Below are 14,135 nucleotides of genomic sequence, written 5' to 3' on the forward strand. Positions count from 1 at the left end.
CTTTTAAAAAACTGGCGGGTAGCGTAACGAATGCACCTCTCCTTGCCAATCATTACCCGTTCTTCTGGCAATGACTAACTGCTCACCTTCGCCGCCGGCGACCACCTGTCTGCCGCTTTCATCCCACAGCGCACTCTTGCCCGCGCTTTGATAACCGCCGGTGGGCAGGGCATGGTTGGCCATCAGCACCGCCATTTTGTAGTCGCGTGACCACCGCGCCAGGTATTCACAATCATTGTGATAGCCCTTTTCCGAAACCAGTACGCCAGTGGCATACAGGTTGGCGCCACGTCTTGCCGCGTCGCGGGCATACTCTTCCACGCTGATATCCGCGCAGATCGCCATGGCGACATGATGACGCTGATAACCAAACAGCGGCACGCCTTCACCCGCGGTAAAGAACAGCTTCTCATCACCAAACAGATTGCGTTTGCCGTAGGCCACCTTGGTGCCATCCGGCAGGAAAGCCACGGCGCTGAGCAGAATATCCTCGCCGTTAACCAGCGGCAGGCCGATGACAATCGACATTTGATGGGCAGTTGCGGCATCGGCAAACACCTGCAAACGCGGATCGTCCAGGGTCATCGCCAGAGTGGGCACCAGGGAGAGTTCATAGCCGGTGAGGGAAAGTTCAGGGAAGATCAGTAAATCGATGTGATGGGATGCAGCCTGAAGAATGAATTCAAGGTGGCGGGAAATGTTCCAGGTGATGTCACCCGGTCGCGAACCTGATTGAGCAGCAGCGATACTCCAGACAGACATAAGCTCTCCAGCAAGGCCTCATTGAGGCCATCATCACAACCGAAGCGGTGAATAAAGACAAGAGATATTAAGTCAAATTGACGGCTATTTTAGTTTTGGTTCGTAAGGTAAGCGCGAAAGGCTCAGTGAAGCCTGGCGATATTGCGTCAGACGCTGACGGAACCAGTCACGTAATGCTTCCGGCTGCTCGCGCTCAACCATTTCGGCAATTACCGGCATGTTATAGCGTTCTTTAAACGCCACACCTGCAGCGGCCAGGTCAACGTTAACCTTATCTTTTTCTTCCTGCGGCCAGTTGGCCAGATTTTGAGTCATCAGCTTTCTCCTGTTACGGCGGCAAAAATATAGCAGTTAGTGCACTTTCGCAAGCCTGGGTCTGCTTAGCGCCGTTATCGGCTCGACACATTATTTTAAGCGGGGTATCCTTTCGGCCTCATCGCAGCTATCGGGCTGCCAAGGACAGGATGATACGACTATTATGCGTAAGTTCTCTATGGTTTTTGCTCTGGCGTTGACCGCTGCCGCCTTCTCTCAGCAAGCTTCTGCACATGCTCATTTGAAGAGCCAGTATCCCGCCGCGAATGCGAATGTTGAAGCCTCTCCTCAGGCGTTAACGCTGACGTTCTCTGAAGATATCGAACCTGCTTTCAGCGGCGTGGTGATCCTCGACGGCAATCAGAAAGCGATCCCAACCGCGAAAGCTGAGCGCGCACCAAAACAGCATAACCAGCTGATTGCGCCCTTACAGAAGCCGTTGCCCTCGGGTCATTACCTGGTGAACTGGCATGTGCTTTCGGTAGACGGACATAAAACCAACGGGAACTACAGCTTTAGCGTGAAGTAAGATGTCCCTCAGCACCTTTTATATACTCTGCCGCTGGCTGCACTTTGCCGCGCTGATGTCGCTGGCAAGCGGCAGCCTGTATACCGCATTGATGGCGCCAGCCCGTTTTCGATCCTATCTGGCGGGACGTTTTCGCCTGTTATTGAGTTGCAGCGCGATAACGGCGTTGATTACCGCCGTTATGCTGCTCGCCGCCCAAACCGGGCTGATGGGCGATGGCTGGCAGGATCTCGGCAATACGGACGTCTGGCTGGCGGTATTGCAGACCCGTTTTGGTCAGGCCTGGCAATGGCAGCTGATCGCCGCCTTGTTGGGCGTGGCGGCATTGCTGCTTCAGGGCCGTATTCGTCAGCAGCTCTTATTGCTGAGTGGAGTAGGGCAGCTGGTGGGCCTGGCCTTTGTCGGACATGCCGCGATGCTGGATGGCGCGATGGGCATGCTGCAACGCACCAATCAGGCCGTGCATTTGCTCTCGGCGGCCTTCTGGGCCGGTGGATTGCTGCCGGTGGCACTGCTGATGAATGACGCGCGACAGATGGCGACACGCTATGACGCGATCCGCACCCTGATGCGCTTTTCACGCTACGGGCATCTGGCGGTGGCGCTGGTGGTGATCAGTGGCGTGATCAACGCGCTATTGCTGCTGGGCTGGCCACCGGCCAGCTTTCAGCTCTACAGCCAGCTGCTACTGATTAAGACGCTGCTGGTGGCGTTGATGTGTGCGGTCGCCCTGTTTAACCGTTACTGGCTGGTGCCACGATTTCAGCGTAGCGGTGAGAATGCCCAACATAAATTCCTGCTGACCACGCTGGCTGAGCTGTTGCTCTCGGCGTTGGTTTTGCTGCTGGTCAGCGTGTTTGCCACGCTTGAACCGGCCTGATACTGATTATTTCTACCGCCTGCACACGGCAGGCGTTATCCAGAGAGGGTTTGCACCACCATGAAAAAATTGGCCAGTCTGATGATTGCACTGAGTTTTTGTTCCAGCGCCATGGCGGCGGAGATTATCACCGTAAGTCGTTTTGAAATGGGCAAGGATACCTGGCCTTTCGACCGCGAAGAAGTGATGTTGACCTGTGCCAAAGGCAATGCGCTGTTTGTTATCAATCCAAGCACGCTGGCGCAGTACCCAATCAACGATGTCGCCAGCGCTCTGGTGAAGAGCGGGCAGGCGAAAGGGCAGAACATCAGCATTATCCAGAGCGACGACCGACAGCATCCGGGCCAGAAAAAGAGCCTGACGCCGATTATCGAGCGCACTCAAAAGCTGTGTAACTAAGCCGAAAAAGTCACGCCAGAGATTCACTTCATTACGCTGTCTTGCCGCCTGGCAAGGCAGTTCGCCTGTTTCTGCCGCCATGATCACAGAGCCAACAAGTTTATAGCAAGCCGTTTACAACTGGCTGGAAAATCCCCGCGCCTGTACTACCTTTTAAAGGGCAAGGCGACATAGCCTGCATAAATGCCAACTTTTAGCGCACGGCTCCCACAAGGAGCCATTTCCCTGGACCGAAGATAGGAATCGTCTTCGGTCTTTTTTTTTAATGTATTTAAAAACAGTAACTTAGTGTTAAATCAATCAGTTAGACACCCTCCTGTTATACCGTGTTACCCCCTGTAGGAACCTCTGTAGACACTTTGTAGTCATTTTTACCTGTGATTTTCGCCAATGGATTATTGGTTACAGCTTCCTCCAAATGGTCAGGAGCGAAGTGAGCGTAACGCATAGTTACGCGGATATCTGAGTGCCCGAGGATGCGTTGTAGAACGACAATGTTGCCACCGGCCATCATAAAGTGACTGGCGAAGCTGTGGCGTAAGACGTGGCTCATCTGACCCTCTGGCAACTCTATCGCGGCAAGGCGAATTACCCGGTAGAACTGGCGATAGCATTCAGAAAAAAACGAGCCTTCTTTATCTTTAAGATCGTTATAAAGCTGGTCCCCTATTGGAACAGTACGGTTTTTCTTACCCTTGGTATTTATGAAGGTGATTTTATTCGGGGATATCTGACTTGCTTTGAGTCCAGCAGCTTCGCTCCAGCGTGCGCCAGTGGATAAGCAGATTCTGACTATGAGGGTTAATTCGGGGTTGCCGTGTAAATCACAAGCTGCGAGGAGTCGTAATATCTGCGCGTCCGTGAGCCAGGACATTTCCTTTTCAGGTTCGTCAAACTCACGAATATTTTTGAGCGGGTTAGGGTAGGTGATCTCACCCAGGCGTTCCAGTTCGTTAAAGACTGCACGTAAAAAACAATGCTCACGATTTACCGTACCCACTTTGACCTTGAGAGATTTCTCACTGGTTTTATAGCCGTTCTCAATCTGGCCGCTTAGACGCCTTTCTCTGTAATGCGCCCAATCCTTTGCGGTGATGGTGGTTGCAACTGGATCACCCAATCCCCTGCAAATTATGTTGAGCTTGCCGAGCCGGCCTTTTTTATCACCCAGAGAGCAGCCATGTAATTTGTACCACAGGGTTATAAGTTCGCTGAGTTTACGGCGATCTTCTTTCTCGCCAAGCCAGGGTTTAGCTTTGGACTCCTCGACCTGATAACGTTCAAATGCTATTGCCTCAGCGCGAGTCTTGAAGCTCTTTCTGATGCGCTTACCTTCACGGCCATTTGGATAGAAATCGCAAAGCCATTTGCCGTCTGATTGTTTTCTGATAGCCATGATAAACCTGAGTGTAAAAACCATAAAAATACTGTATGTAAATACAGTATTCAATGTTTGTTTTAGAAATTTCATACATAACTCATGAGTTCAACTCTATGAATAAGTAGTAAAGAAGATTTACGGATGATGTGGGGAACGGTTGGAATAATTAATGAAAAAAAACCCGCTTTCGCGGGCGTCATCAGTGGAGCAGGGAGGGCTGTTGCGCATTGTGCGTAAAGATCTGGACCTTATTTGTTTCTCCGGGCGAGACGATCATCCCTGCTATGCTTTCATGGGTTTTGAAAGTGCAACTGCAATTAATATTCTGGCACTGGTGATAACGCTCTTTTGTTTCGCGCGAGATGTAGCGGCTGCTTTTAGCATGAGCAGCGGTCTGACAAAGTGGGCAATGCATCATTATCGAATTTACCTGTGAATGCGAAGCGGGGGAGGGATGTTTGAATTTTGCATAATCAAACATAAACTTGCAAATTTTAATTTATGCTTGTATCACCCTGTTATACCGTCTTCAGCTTCATACTCAACATCCGACAACAACACCTCAAAATCCAGCGCCGTCGTGTAGCCACTGCCGTTAAGACTGTGCGTCACCTTACTGATTAGCCAGGGCTGCGCGTCGATCACCGCCTTAAATCCACTGACCCTGACCGGTGTTTCCGGGAACAGGTCAGCACGCCCCATTGCAAGCGTTAACGAAAACTCGGCAACACCTCGCTGAAGCTTGTCCCACTTGGCCTTTGCGGCCCGCATGGCGGTAGCTTTGGTGGCGTAAACCGTGGTCAGCGCAAACACATTATCTTCAGTGCCGGCCAGATAATCCCCATCCGGGGCTTCCGGCGTTTTTGCAGCGGCCTTTTTCTTTTTCGCCGCCGGATGCTCCAGGGCGCGGAGGTGTTTTTCCTTCGGTACGCGCTTTACCTTTACCTTTTTCGGCTTTGGATTTTTGGTATGCAGCCAGCTGGCCGTTACGCCGGTGTATGCACCCCGGTCGGCAATGCTGAAGGTGTGCCGGTCGCCGTCCTGACGCGTGATCGTCAGCTGCGGAATAGGCTTACCGCTCGCCGTCACGCCGCTGCCGGGGCGCAGAAACAGCAGCCGCCCGGCCTTGATAGCGGCCACTGCGCCATACAGCGAGGCAAGCCGCGTCAAAAACTTCGTGTCAGTTTCCTGCGTCTGGTCAATATGGGCGACCGGCAGCGCCGCAAAGCCATCCGCCAGCATGGGTTTCAGGCTGTTACGCTCCGCAATCTGCGTTACCACTTTGCCCAGGGTGGTGTCGTGATAGGAAACCTCCCGGCGGGAATTCAGCGAACCGCGAAAATCCACGCTGCGCGCCCGGATAACCATCGTGTCAGGCGCGCCGTGATGCTCAACCTCATCAACGGTGAATTCTCCCTTGCCGATAAGCGCCTGGCCTTTCCATCCCAGATACAGCTTTATCACCGCCCCGCGCACCGGCATTGCCAGCTGCCCGTCGGCATCGTCCAGCTCAAGATCGAGCTGATCGGCGTCAAAGCCGCGGTTATCGGTCAGCGTGAGGGAGATAAGCCGGTCGCGGATATTGCCGGTAATGTCTTTTGCATTCACCGTCAGCAGGAAGTCAGGCTGTATCTGCGCCCCGGCCTGCACGGGTAACCCGGTAACGGCCATCACAGCAGCCCGCCCACGGTTGAGATAATGCCACTCGCGGCAGATTTTGCGTTATTAATGGCGGACGTAATCTGGCCGGGCAGGTTGTTAACGCCGCTTACAAGCCCGTCGGCCTGCTTTTTCAGGTCGCCAAACATTGAGGTCAGCGATTCATCCACGCGCTTCAGCCCCAGCGTGAACGTTATTTTTTGCGCGCTGCCGTTGCTCAGAAACTCGCTGTGACTTGCCGAAAAGCTTTCCGCCACGTACATGCCGTAAATCGTGCCGTTGCCGCCAATCAGCGGCCATGCGCGCCCCTCATCAGCCATCACCTTGAGCGTCAGCAGGGAGATAGCGCCGCCGGTCACCTCCGGGCGCAGCTCGCCGGTCAGGGTTATTTTCTCATCACCCACGCCAATAAACTGCGCCGACGCCCTTTGCCCGACGCGGCTGTTAGTCGGCCAGCGGTAATCAACGCTTTGCTGCAACTCGGAATAAGGCAGCGTCTGGCGCATAAACGGCATCATGCCGTAAATCATCATCATATTATTCCCACCCCATTTTGCTGCGTTGCTGTGCCTGCCGGTTACGGTCGTTACGCTCCTGATGCTGCGCCATCAGCGCCAGCGCGTCGTCTTTGGTCATACCCGGATGCATGTTAATTTCGTACTGGTAGCTGTTCTGACTCAGATCGTTATATCCGCCCCCTGCCGCCGGTGACGACACCGGCTTATAGTCCGGACCGTTGTCGGCCAGCATCCACGGCAGGCCGTTCGGCGCGACCGGGTCGTGGTCGGGAACCTTGTCCTTCAGCCCGTCAGATTTACTGTCGATAACGCCGAGCTTATCCAGTACCCAGCTAATCCCGCTCATCAGCTGGTCGAGCGCCTGACCGGGGATTTTCAGCGCATCGGCAAGATTTTTGCCAAACGTCTTGCCCATATCCCCGGCGTTTTTAAGCTCTGTCTGCGTGGACTTCACCGGATCCAGCAGCTTTGTAAACCAGCTCCACAGGTCTTTAACCTTGTCACCCAGCCAGTTAAAGGCGGGTTGCAGCGAGATAAAGGCGTCGCTTATCGGGCCTGCTGCTGCGGTAAAGCCTTCAGCGACGCCGGAAATAAACGCCTTGATTGGCTCCCAGTATTTACGGATAAGCAGCGCACCGGCGACGACTGCGGCAACCACAAGCACCACCGGCAACGTAAGCGCGCCCAGTGCGGCAGTAATGGCACCGCCCGCCACGCTGAATGCGGTGCCGAGCAACCCCGCGCCCGCGATAAGCGCGTTCACACCGGCCATCACCGGCCACGCGACAAGCCCGAGCGCACCGAGCGCGCCCACAAAAATCAGGCCCGCCGTCGCGGCTTTGGCAATACCCGAAGACAGGGCCGGATTTTTCTGTATCCAGCTATCCACGGTCAGCAAAAACTTCGTGCTGTCCTGCGTCAGCTTTCTGAGGCTGGCATCAAGCTGATCGTAAAGGTCGGTGCCGATAGCCTCCTGCGCCGACTGTAATTCCTTAAAGTCGCCGCCGAGGTTGTCCTGCTGCACCTTGACCAGTTTTTCCGTGCTGCCGTCAGATCCCTGAAACGTTTTAGTCAGGTCGTCCAGTAATCCGCTGGCTGCACTCTGCATCAGCGTAACCGCAGAGGATGCGGCTTCTTCCCCGAAGATGGTTTTCAGGTACTCCGCCTGCTGCGCCGTACCCAGCTTGTTTTTCTCAAAGGATTTCTGCATCTCCTTCAGGATGGTAAAGAACGGCCGCATGTTGCCTTTGCTGTCGGCGGTCTTTACGCCCAGCTCTTTGATTGCCTTGAACGCCTGACCGGTCGGTGCCTGCACGCGCAGCAGCATGGCGCGCACGCCCGTACCGGCCATGCTGCCGGTTGTGCCCGCCTTTGCCAGCGCACCAATCATGGCCGTGGTCTGTTCAACGCTCACGCCCGCGTTTTTGGCGACCGGCGCAATATAGGTCAGCGCATCATTAAGCCCGTCAAAATCGGCGGCGGTCTTGTTAAGCGTCGCGGAAATCACGTCGCCCAGGTGCGCCACCTGTCCGTTAGCCAGTCCGAAAGCGTTCTTCGTGCTCATCAGGAGTTTGGCGCTTTCCTCCATCGTGCGGTTATTGGCCAGCGACATATTCAGCGTGACCGGCGTTGCGGCCTTGATGTCGTCAACCGACCCGCCCGACTTGGCGATGATGATCTGCGCAAGCGCGGCATCGTTCGCGGAAGCCGCAGTGTTATCACCAATGCTGCGCGCCTGCGTTTTAAGCGATTTGAAATCATCGGAATTTTTATCCAGACCGAGCGTCGCCTGAAGCGTGGAATTAGCCTGGGCAAATTCGTATCCGGGGCGCAGTACCGACGTCGCGGCAATCGCGCCGACGGTTGCCGCGCCCACACCGGCAGCACCGGCATTGCGCATCCTGCCGGATAATTCCTGGCCTTTACGGTAGCGATCGCTGATATGGTTCAGCCGCTCCTGCTGTTGGGCAAGGCGCTGTAGTTCCTGCTTCTGGCGGCTCAGGCTGACCGTTGCCTGCCCGGCGGCACTCTTCAGCCGCTGCTGTTCACTGCTCAGTTTTTTGGTGGAAATCCCGGCAGCGTTCAGCGCCTCACGTTGCTGCTGCACCGACAGGCGCAGGCTGTTGCTTTTGGTTTGCAGCTCGCCTGCGGCCTGACGGGCTTTTTCCAGCGCGCGGGCCTGCGCCGTGGTGGGCTTTTCCGTGTTGCGAAACTGCACGGCCAGTGCGGCCGCTTCAGCTTTGGCGTCTTTAAGCTTTTGCTGCGTGACCGCTAGCTGGCCGCTTGTCTTGCGAAAGCCGTCAATCTTCGCCGCCTGCGCGTCGAGCGCCTTGATGCTGTCGCGCGTTTCGCGGATATCGCCGGAAAGCTTTCGGGTCTGGTTCTGAATGGCTTTAAACGGGCGCGTCGCCTGGTCTACCGCCTTAAGCAGCACCTGTAGTTTCAGGTTGTTACTCATCGGGTTTTACTCCGCTGCGGATCATCGCCTTGTGCCGCCAGTCAAGCAGCTCGTCCAGCTGCATGGCGTACATTTCAGAGGGAGGCCAGTGAAAAACGGTGGCGATATCGGCCATCAGGTCGTTAACGGTCATACCGCCGGGCCAGCTTACTCGTCCGATTTCGGCGACAAAAAACCAATCACCTTGCCTGCCAGTGAAATCAGGTCAGCAGGATCGAGGTTCATACACTCGGCCTTCGTCAGTGCAGGCAGCGTGATGCGCGGCAGCACGGTGATCAGCGCATCCACGTCCGAGCCAGCCAGATCGGCAAGGCGGGTGCCGCGCAGCGCGCCGGAATTAGGCTTAATCACCTCAAGGGTTTTGATTTCCAGCTCGCCACGCATAACCGGGGTTTCAAGGGTAACGACGTTTTCTTTCAGTTCCATTTTTTCTCTCTGCTCAGATAGGGGGTAGGGCCAGCGACGGGGCGCTGGCATAAGGGTTAAACGAGGCCGATATTTTTACGGCGCTGCTCCAGACGGTCGGTGCCGTTGACCTTCTCAACCATGTTGAGGGTGTCGATTTCAATCAGCTCCTTGCCGTTAAAGGTCAGTTTGTAATAGGTGGATTTGGTGGTGATTTTGGTTTCGGTGTCCTCGCCCTGCTTGGCCTCGCCAAAATCAAACGCCTGGTGCTTGCCGCGCACCTCAATCTCTACCGCGATTTCCTCGCCGGTGTCGTCGCGCTGGTAAGAGCCGGTAAAGCGCAGCGGTACGGACCCCGCGCCCCACTGCGACAGCACCAGCTCATCAATCCCGCCAATGCTCCATTCCATATCCAGCGCGTCGTCGTCGAGGCCCATATCAATATGCGCTGCGCCGCTCATGCCGCCGCCACGGAACGGATCCAGCTTGCGGGAGAGTTTCGGCAGCGTAACGCTGGTAACAACGCCCTGATAGCTGTTGGAATCGTTAAAGAGGTTCATCCCCTTGAGTTTTCTTGGCAATGCCATTGTTCAGTCCTCAGCTGTTAACGGACGCGGCGAAGTTCGCCAGATAGGTGTCGGTGATGCGCTGGCGCAGCGTCAGGTCTTCCAGCGGCGGCACCGGCGTGTAGTCATAATCAATAAAGAGCTTGCCCGCCTTAAGGGTGTCTTTATCGTTGGCAGCTTCGTCATACCAGCAGGACGCGCCCAGCAGATAACCGGCGTTAACCAGCTCACGGAATTTGGCGTTAATACCCGCGATAATCTCGCGCACCAGTACCGGCGTCAGCGGCTTGTCAACGGCCCACATGTGCGCCTCTGCCATCGTGTCGGCCAGCACCTGCGCGGTGCGGGTGTAGTTCTCAAACGCAAAAAGCGGATCGTCGCTACAGGTACGGTTTCCCCAGAAACGAAAACCATCCTTACGGATAAGCGTGGTCACACACGCCTGATTCAGCAGGTCGGCATCGGTGCCGGTCTGCTGCAAATCCCAGAATACCCCGGCAGAAATGCCGGTCACGCCGTTAACGCCAACGTTCGACAGGGTTTTGTGCCAGCCGGTGTCGTTGTCGATTTTGGCGCGCAGGCCCAGCGCACGCGCGGTGGCGTAGGCGGTTTCTGAGGCGTTGGCGGTGGTGTTCCATGCGATAAAGTCCGGCCAGATAACCATCAGCTCGCGCTGGCTGAAGTTCTCGCGATACTTCATCGCGTCCGAAATGGTTTTACAGCCCCATGCGGAGACGTAGGCGAAGGCGCGCAGCTGCTGCGCAATACTGGCAAGCGCGGTCGCAACCTCCAGCGAGTCGAGTCCCGGCACGCCGAGAATGCGCGGCTTAACGTCGAGCTGGGTCTGCGCACTCAGTAACGCCTTCATGCCGGTGTACTGGCCGTTTTCGTCAGTGGTGCCGATGACATTGGAGATAGTCTCCGCATCGGTCGCCCCTTCAGCCACGCGCACCACAACGGTGACGGGTTTAGCCTGGTCAGCAATCGCCTGCAAAGATGCTGCCAGCGTGCCTTTCTTACCGGCCTTGCCGATGGCAGACAGTACGTTAGTCAGCAGTACCGGCGTGTTTAACGGGAACGCGGTCGCGTCCGCATCCTCGGCGGTACAGACCAGCCCGACGATGGCGGTGGAGACGGTGGAAATGGTGCGCGTGCCGTCGTTGATTTCGACGACCCGGACACCGTGATGATAATCAGACATCTGATGCACTCCATGAATTGGGTGCGCTCAGATTGCCCGCTCGGGCGGGGCGATGCATGCGGTTGCGGTTTGCTGAAGAATGACCGGACAAAAGCCTGCCCGGTCAGCACTGATTTTACGAGGCGGGTTTTTCCGGCCAGGTAATGTCTGGCGCTGTGGAAGTCGCCACGCGGTTGAGCATCACCCTGTACGTCTTCCACTGATTTAGCCGTACTTTCTCACTGTCCGTCGCAATGCCCAATTCATCGGCATCCTTTAGCGGCTGAATGATGTAATCAGCGTTTGCGCGAAGTACGTTTTTTTCATCTTCAGCCGTTGCGATCTGCTCGTCTTTCGTGGGTCCTGGTGGTTCGGCAAGAGTCGGCTTGCCCCCTGCGTCAGCGATAATAATCTTTCCCTCCGCCTGACCGTCACACATCTTCTGCCATACCTCGTCAGAGATACCTACTGCATCTTCCGGCATGTCGTTGCCGTGGATCTCTGAGGAATAAAAACCGCCTGTTGATGCACTGTAAAACTTCGTCATGATTGCCCCTTAATATCCTATTGCCAGCCACTGACTGCCGGTTATGGCCTGAACAAAGGTTGTCCCTGAAAGCGTGACCGCACGAATGCCCACGCCGGTGAGCGTCGGATTTGCCGGGCCAAATACGGTAAAGTTACTTGAATTCCAGGATGCGCTGCTGATGTCACCGGCCAGCACCCGGATCACCGCTTTGGTAAACGCTACGGGAAAAGTTACCTGTCCCGCGCCGTTCTGCAGGTTGAGCGATCCCCACTGAATAATCAGCCCGCCGGGAACGTCGGGAATGCGGATATAGTCATAGCCTGTAAAGGCGCGTTTGCTGAAGAGGCTCATAACGGCAGCAACGGTAGGCAGCTTATCCCCGCCAGCCGTCATATCAGCCGCTGCCGCAACCTCATGCTTACCGGCTTCACCCAGGCCGAGGTTTTTCAGCGCGTCAGCAACAAGCCCGGCATCCTTAATCTCTGCCAGCGCGCTTGCCATCATGAGGTATTGCTTGTGCGGATTGTCGGCGGCAACGTGCGCAGCCAGCGCCTTGTCGGCATAAACCTTAACCTCGATCACCGCGTCTTCAACATATTTCCGGGTTGCCAGCACCACGGAAGGGTCAATCTTCAGCGTGACTGCGGCCGTGCTGTTCACAATTAAAATCATGCGCACGGTCTGCGTGCGGCCGCTGCCCTCCTGTAACTGCGGCTTGTAGGTTTCCGCACAGTTGGCAACGGCAATCATCACGCCGTCGGCATCAAACAGCCCGATTTCGCGGATCCAGAAACCGCCTTCGCTTTCCGGGATAATCTGCTCGGCGATAATCTGGCTGCTGTTCGCCGCGTCAATCGTCAGCGCGTTGAGCGAAGCGCGGCGCTTTTCCCCGACAAGTCTGGTTTGCGCCGCGTCAGGCGTGGGCAGCGTGCCGCCACCGTCGCCCACGGCCATTTCGGTAATCTGCACTTTCGTGCCCAGCGCGGCGGAGTTGGCAAGCTTTGCCGCGCCCTGGCTCGTCAGCAGGGCAAAATATTTTGTTGTCATGTGCTCACTTCCGTCAGGTCAATAAGATGCACCGCCGCGCCGGTAAAGCCCGGCCCGCTCACGGTGATGATTTCAGGGGTATAGGGGTAAACGGTCAGCTCGTCGCCGCTGTAGCAGGCGGCGGCAACGGGCAGCACGCCGCTGGCGTCAAGGTTGATTGACAGCCCGATGAGGTGGCGACTGCATGGCTTGGCGTCCGCAATCAGGCGCTCAAGCTCGTTGTACATTTCTTCGGTAATGCCGGTATCCAGCACACCCACATCAAGACGAAACGTGCCTGGCTCATCGTTTGTCTGCCACCACTCAACAATGCGGATAAGGTATCCCAGCGGCTCAACCACACGACGCAGCGAGCCGATGGTGCCTTTATGGCGGTGTACATATTCCGAGGCGGCAACAACGCTGCGCTTGGTGGACTCAGACCAGCCCTGGTCCCAGCGGTCAACAGACCACGCCCACGCCAGATAGGGCAGCAGCGCAAGCGGGCAGGTTTTCGCGTTCCACAGCCTGCGCAGTGGAACCGGGATTTCGTCAATCTTTGCGCACGCCTCCGCAGCTGCAACCTCCAGCGCAGAAGAACCGACCGGCAGCAGGCGATCACTCATCCGATCCCCCTATCGTAATGCTGTAGCCGGTGCAGTAAGCGGCCTGCGTCTTGTCCAGTACCACATCGGCGACAGGCGCGGCCAGCTCAACCCTCTGCACCCCTTCAACGTGCAGGGCGGCATATAAGGCTGATTTGCGGATGTCCCGGCCAAGTCTGGCCTGCGCAGTGATAAAGGAGGCAAGCTTTGCCTCTGATGCGGCGCGGATGGGTTCAGCCTCGGGTCCCGGATACAGGTAAAGCGTGGCGTCAATACTGTATTCGATGATTTCAGCTGACTGCACCGTCACCCGGTCGGAAACAGGGCGCACGTCCTCATCATTCAGCGCCGCGTCCACCACGGCCAGCAGATCAGCAGCCGCCTGCCCGTTGCCCTCACGCGCCAGCACGGTAATGGTGACACAGGCCGGGGAAGGGCTGATCGCCGACGCATCGGCCACGCGCCCGTCGGCACTTTTTGCGTGATACTCGTAAGCCCCTGAAGGCCCGGCCACGCTTAGCCCTTCAAAGGCGGCAGCGATGCGCACGCGGTAATCATCGTCGCTTTCCATCACGGCGTCGGTCGGCGGTAAGGTCGTTTCATCCGCCGCCGTCAGGGTCAGGCGGGTTACGCCGTTGTTTGCCCCGAGCTGGTCTAAATCATCTGCCAGTGAATAAGCCACCATGACGGCCTTAGCCGCCTCGTTGACGCGCTGGCGCAGGATCACCTCGCGGTAGGCGTTTTCCTGCAGAAGCTTAACCACCGGATCAGATTCCAGCACCAGCGTGCGGGCGACGGCATCCTGTTGCTCAGCCGGGTAAAGCGATATCAGCGTGGCTTTGCGTTCGGCCAGCAGGGTTTCGTAGTCCAGCGCCTCCACCACATCGGGTGCGGGTAGCTGGCTCAGGTCAATAGTTGCCATA

General features: G+C 56.4%; 18 protein-coding genes. 3 read left to right on the forward strand and 15 right to left on the reverse strand.

Annotated elements, in window-relative coordinates; genetic code table 11:
• Positions 1-3 precede the first annotated feature (3 nt).
• Positions 4-762: a carbon-nitrogen hydrolase family protein gene (locus ACXKZG_RS09815; RefSeq protein WP_013202505.1), complete on the reverse strand. Its 759-nt coding sequence runs from the start codon at positions 760-762 to the stop codon at positions 4-6.
• 84 nt (positions 763-846) lie between these two features.
• A complete protein-coding gene (locus ACXKZG_RS09820) occupies positions 847-1,077 on the reverse strand; it encodes a DNA polymerase III subunit theta (RefSeq protein WP_013202504.1) in 231 nt (76 codons plus the stop codon).
• Between the two features lie 163 nt (positions 1,078-1,240).
• Here ACXKZG_RS09820 and yobA point away from each other — a divergent pair, with 163 nt between their 5' ends.
• Genes yobA through ACXKZG_RS09835 form a run of 3 tightly spaced genes read left to right on the forward strand, consistent with a single transcriptional unit; the run spans position 1,241 to position 2,885 of the window.
• Complete coding sequence (gene yobA / locus ACXKZG_RS09825) at positions 1,241-1,606, forward strand: CopC domain-containing protein YobA (RefSeq protein ID WP_134824302.1); 366 nt, start codon at positions 1,241-1,243, stop codon at positions 1,604-1,606.
• Position 1,607: 1 nt separating this feature from the next.
• Positions 1,608-2,486 (forward strand): copper homeostasis membrane protein CopD, encoded by an 879-nt coding sequence (gene copD / locus ACXKZG_RS09830; protein WP_488876114.1) that lies wholly within the window; start codon positions 1,608-1,610, stop codon positions 2,484-2,486.
• 60 nt (positions 2,487-2,546) lie between these two features.
• Positions 2,547-2,885, forward strand: a complete 339-nt coding sequence (locus ACXKZG_RS09835) for a YebY family protein (protein ID WP_134824300.1) — start codon at positions 2,547-2,549, stop codon at positions 2,883-2,885.
• Positions 2,886-3,204: 319 nt separating this feature from the next.
• Here the strand turns inward: ACXKZG_RS09835 and ACXKZG_RS09840 are convergent, their stop codons facing one another.
• The 13 genes from ACXKZG_RS09840 to ACXKZG_RS09900 form a co-directional block, all read right to left on the reverse strand.
• Positions 3,205-4,281, reverse strand: coding sequence for a phage integrase (locus ACXKZG_RS09840; RefSeq protein ID WP_345827798.1), 1,077 nt, complete (start codon positions 4,279-4,281; stop codon positions 3,205-3,207).
• 184 nt (positions 4,282-4,465) lie between these two features.
• Positions 4,466-4,684 carry an ogr/Delta-like zinc finger family protein gene (locus ACXKZG_RS09845; RefSeq protein WP_488876247.1) on the reverse strand — a complete coding sequence of 73 codons (219 nt, stop codon included), beginning with the start codon at positions 4,682-4,684 and terminating at the stop codon, positions 4,466-4,468.
• Positions 4,685-4,776: 92 nt separating this feature from the next.
• Positions 4,777-5,937, reverse strand: a complete 1,161-nt coding sequence (locus ACXKZG_RS09850; protein WP_488876115.1) for a phage late control D family protein — start codon at positions 5,935-5,937, stop codon at positions 4,777-4,779.
• The gene (locus ACXKZG_RS09855; RefSeq protein WP_488876116.1) at positions 5,937-6,461 is read right to left on the reverse strand and encodes a phage tail protein; all 525 of its coding nucleotides are present in this window, start codon (positions 6,459-6,461) and stop codon (positions 5,937-5,939) included. The genes ACXKZG_RS09850 and ACXKZG_RS09855 overlap by 1 nt, the downstream gene beginning before the upstream one ends.
• Position 6,462: 1 nt before the next feature.
• Positions 6,463-8,901, reverse strand: a complete 2,439-nt coding sequence (locus ACXKZG_RS09860; RefSeq protein WP_488876117.1) for a phage tail tape measure protein — start codon at positions 8,899-8,901, stop codon at positions 6,463-6,465.
• A complete protein-coding gene (locus tag ACXKZG_RS09865) occupies positions 8,894-9,016 on the reverse strand; it encodes a GpE family phage tail protein (protein ID WP_053140783.1) in 123 nt (40 codons plus the stop codon). Before ACXKZG_RS09865 ends, ACXKZG_RS09860 begins: the two co-directional genes overlap by 8 nt.
• Positions 9,017-9,048: 32 nt before the next feature.
• Positions 9,049-9,327 carry a phage tail assembly protein gene (locus ACXKZG_RS09870; RefSeq protein ID WP_053140611.1) on the reverse strand — a complete coding sequence of 93 codons (279 nt, stop codon included), beginning with the start codon at positions 9,325-9,327 and terminating at the stop codon, positions 9,049-9,051.
• Positions 9,328-9,383: 56 nt separating this feature from the next.
• Positions 9,384-9,893 (reverse strand): phage major tail tube protein, encoded by a 510-nt coding sequence (locus ACXKZG_RS09875; RefSeq protein ID WP_053140613.1) that lies wholly within the window; start codon positions 9,891-9,893, stop codon positions 9,384-9,386.
• 10 nt (positions 9,894-9,903) lie between these two features.
• On the reverse strand, positions 9,904-11,073 hold the full coding sequence (locus tag ACXKZG_RS09880) for a phage tail sheath protein (RefSeq protein ID WP_488876118.1): 1,170 nt from the start codon (positions 11,071-11,073) through the stop codon (positions 9,904-9,906).
• A 115-nt stretch (positions 11,074-11,188) separates the two neighbouring features.
• Entirely contained in the window at positions 11,189-11,599 is a 411-nt protein-coding gene (locus ACXKZG_RS09885) for a tail fiber assembly protein (protein WP_488876119.1), read from the reverse strand.
• A gap of 9 nt (positions 11,600-11,608) precedes the next feature.
• Positions 11,609-12,628, reverse strand: a complete 1,020-nt coding sequence (locus tag ACXKZG_RS09890) for a phage tail protein (RefSeq protein WP_488876120.1) — start codon at positions 12,626-12,628, stop codon at positions 11,609-11,611.
• Entirely contained in the window at positions 12,625-13,233 is a 609-nt protein-coding gene (locus tag ACXKZG_RS09895; protein WP_488876121.1) for a phage tail protein I, read from the reverse strand. The genes ACXKZG_RS09890 and ACXKZG_RS09895 overlap by 4 nt, the downstream gene beginning before the upstream one ends.
• Positions 13,226-14,134 (reverse strand): baseplate assembly protein, encoded by a 909-nt coding sequence (locus tag ACXKZG_RS09900; RefSeq protein ID WP_488876122.1) that lies wholly within the window; start codon positions 14,132-14,134, stop codon positions 13,226-13,228. Before ACXKZG_RS09900 ends, ACXKZG_RS09895 begins: the two co-directional genes overlap by 8 nt.
• Position 14,135: the final 1 nt, after the last annotated feature.

This window comes from Erwinia sp. 2186 (genome assembly GCF_057812255.1).

What these genes read in the sequence shown, in the direction of transcription:
- ACXKZG_RS09815 (WP_013202505.1), bottom strand. Translation starts at nt 762, where the DNA reads ATGTCTGTCTGGAGTATCGCTGCTGCTCAATCAGGTTCGCGACCGGGT.
- ACXKZG_RS09820 (WP_013202504.1), bottom strand. Translation starts at nt 1,077, where the DNA reads ATGACTCAAAATCTGGCCAACTGGCCGCAGGAAGAAAAAGATAAGGTT.
- yobA (WP_134824302.1), top strand. Translation starts at nt 1,241, where the DNA reads ATGCGTAAGTTCTCTATGGTTTTTGCTCTGGCGTTGACCGCTGCCGCC.
- copD (WP_488876114.1), top strand. Translation starts at nt 1,608, where the DNA reads ATGTCCCTCAGCACCTTTTATATACTCTGCCGCTGGCTGCACTTTGCC.
- ACXKZG_RS09835 (WP_134824300.1), top strand. Translation starts at nt 2,547, where the DNA reads ATGAAAAAATTGGCCAGTCTGATGATTGCACTGAGTTTTTGTTCCAGC.
- ACXKZG_RS09840 (WP_345827798.1), bottom strand. Translation starts at nt 4,281, where the DNA reads ATGGCTATCAGAAAACAATCAGACGGCAAATGGCTTTGCGATTTCTAT.
- ACXKZG_RS09845 (WP_488876247.1), bottom strand. Translation starts at nt 4,684, where the DNA reads ATGATGCATTGCCCACTTTGTCAGACCGCTGCTCATGCTAAAAGCAGC.
- ACXKZG_RS09850 (WP_488876115.1), bottom strand. Translation starts at nt 5,937, where the DNA reads ATGGCCGTTACCGGGTTACCCGTGCAGGCCGGGGCGCAGATACAGCCT.
- ACXKZG_RS09855 (WP_488876116.1), bottom strand. Translation starts at nt 6,461, where the DNA reads ATGATGATGATTTACGGCATGATGCCGTTTATGCGCCAGACGCTGCCT.
- ACXKZG_RS09860 (WP_488876117.1), bottom strand. Translation starts at nt 8,901, where the DNA reads ATGAGTAACAACCTGAAACTACAGGTGCTGCTTAAGGCGGTAGACCAG.
- ACXKZG_RS09865 (WP_053140783.1), bottom strand. Translation starts at nt 9,016, where the DNA reads ATGGCCGATATCGCCACCGTTTTTCACTGGCCTCCCTCTGAAATGTAC.
- ACXKZG_RS09870 (WP_053140611.1), bottom strand. Translation starts at nt 9,327, where the DNA reads ATGGAACTGAAAGAAAACGTCGTTACCCTTGAAACCCCGGTTATGCGT.
- ACXKZG_RS09875 (WP_053140613.1), bottom strand. Translation starts at nt 9,893, where the DNA reads ATGGCATTGCCAAGAAAACTCAAGGGGATGAACCTCTTTAACGATTCC.
- ACXKZG_RS09880 (WP_488876118.1), bottom strand. Translation starts at nt 11,073, where the DNA reads ATGTCTGATTATCATCACGGTGTCCGGGTCGTCGAAATCAACGACGGC.
- ACXKZG_RS09885 (WP_488876119.1), bottom strand. Translation starts at nt 11,599, where the DNA reads ATGACGAAGTTTTACAGTGCATCAACAGGCGGTTTTTATTCCTCAGAG.
- ACXKZG_RS09890 (WP_488876120.1), bottom strand. Translation starts at nt 12,628, where the DNA reads ATGACAACAAAATATTTTGCCCTGCTGACGAGCCAGGGCGCGGCAAAG.
- ACXKZG_RS09895 (WP_488876121.1), bottom strand. Translation starts at nt 13,233, where the DNA reads ATGAGTGATCGCCTGCTGCCGGTCGGTTCTTCTGCGCTGGAGGTTGCA.
- ACXKZG_RS09900 (WP_488876122.1), bottom strand. Translation starts at nt 14,134, where the DNA reads ATGGCAACTATTGACCTGAGCCAGCTACCCGCACCCGATGTGGTGGAG.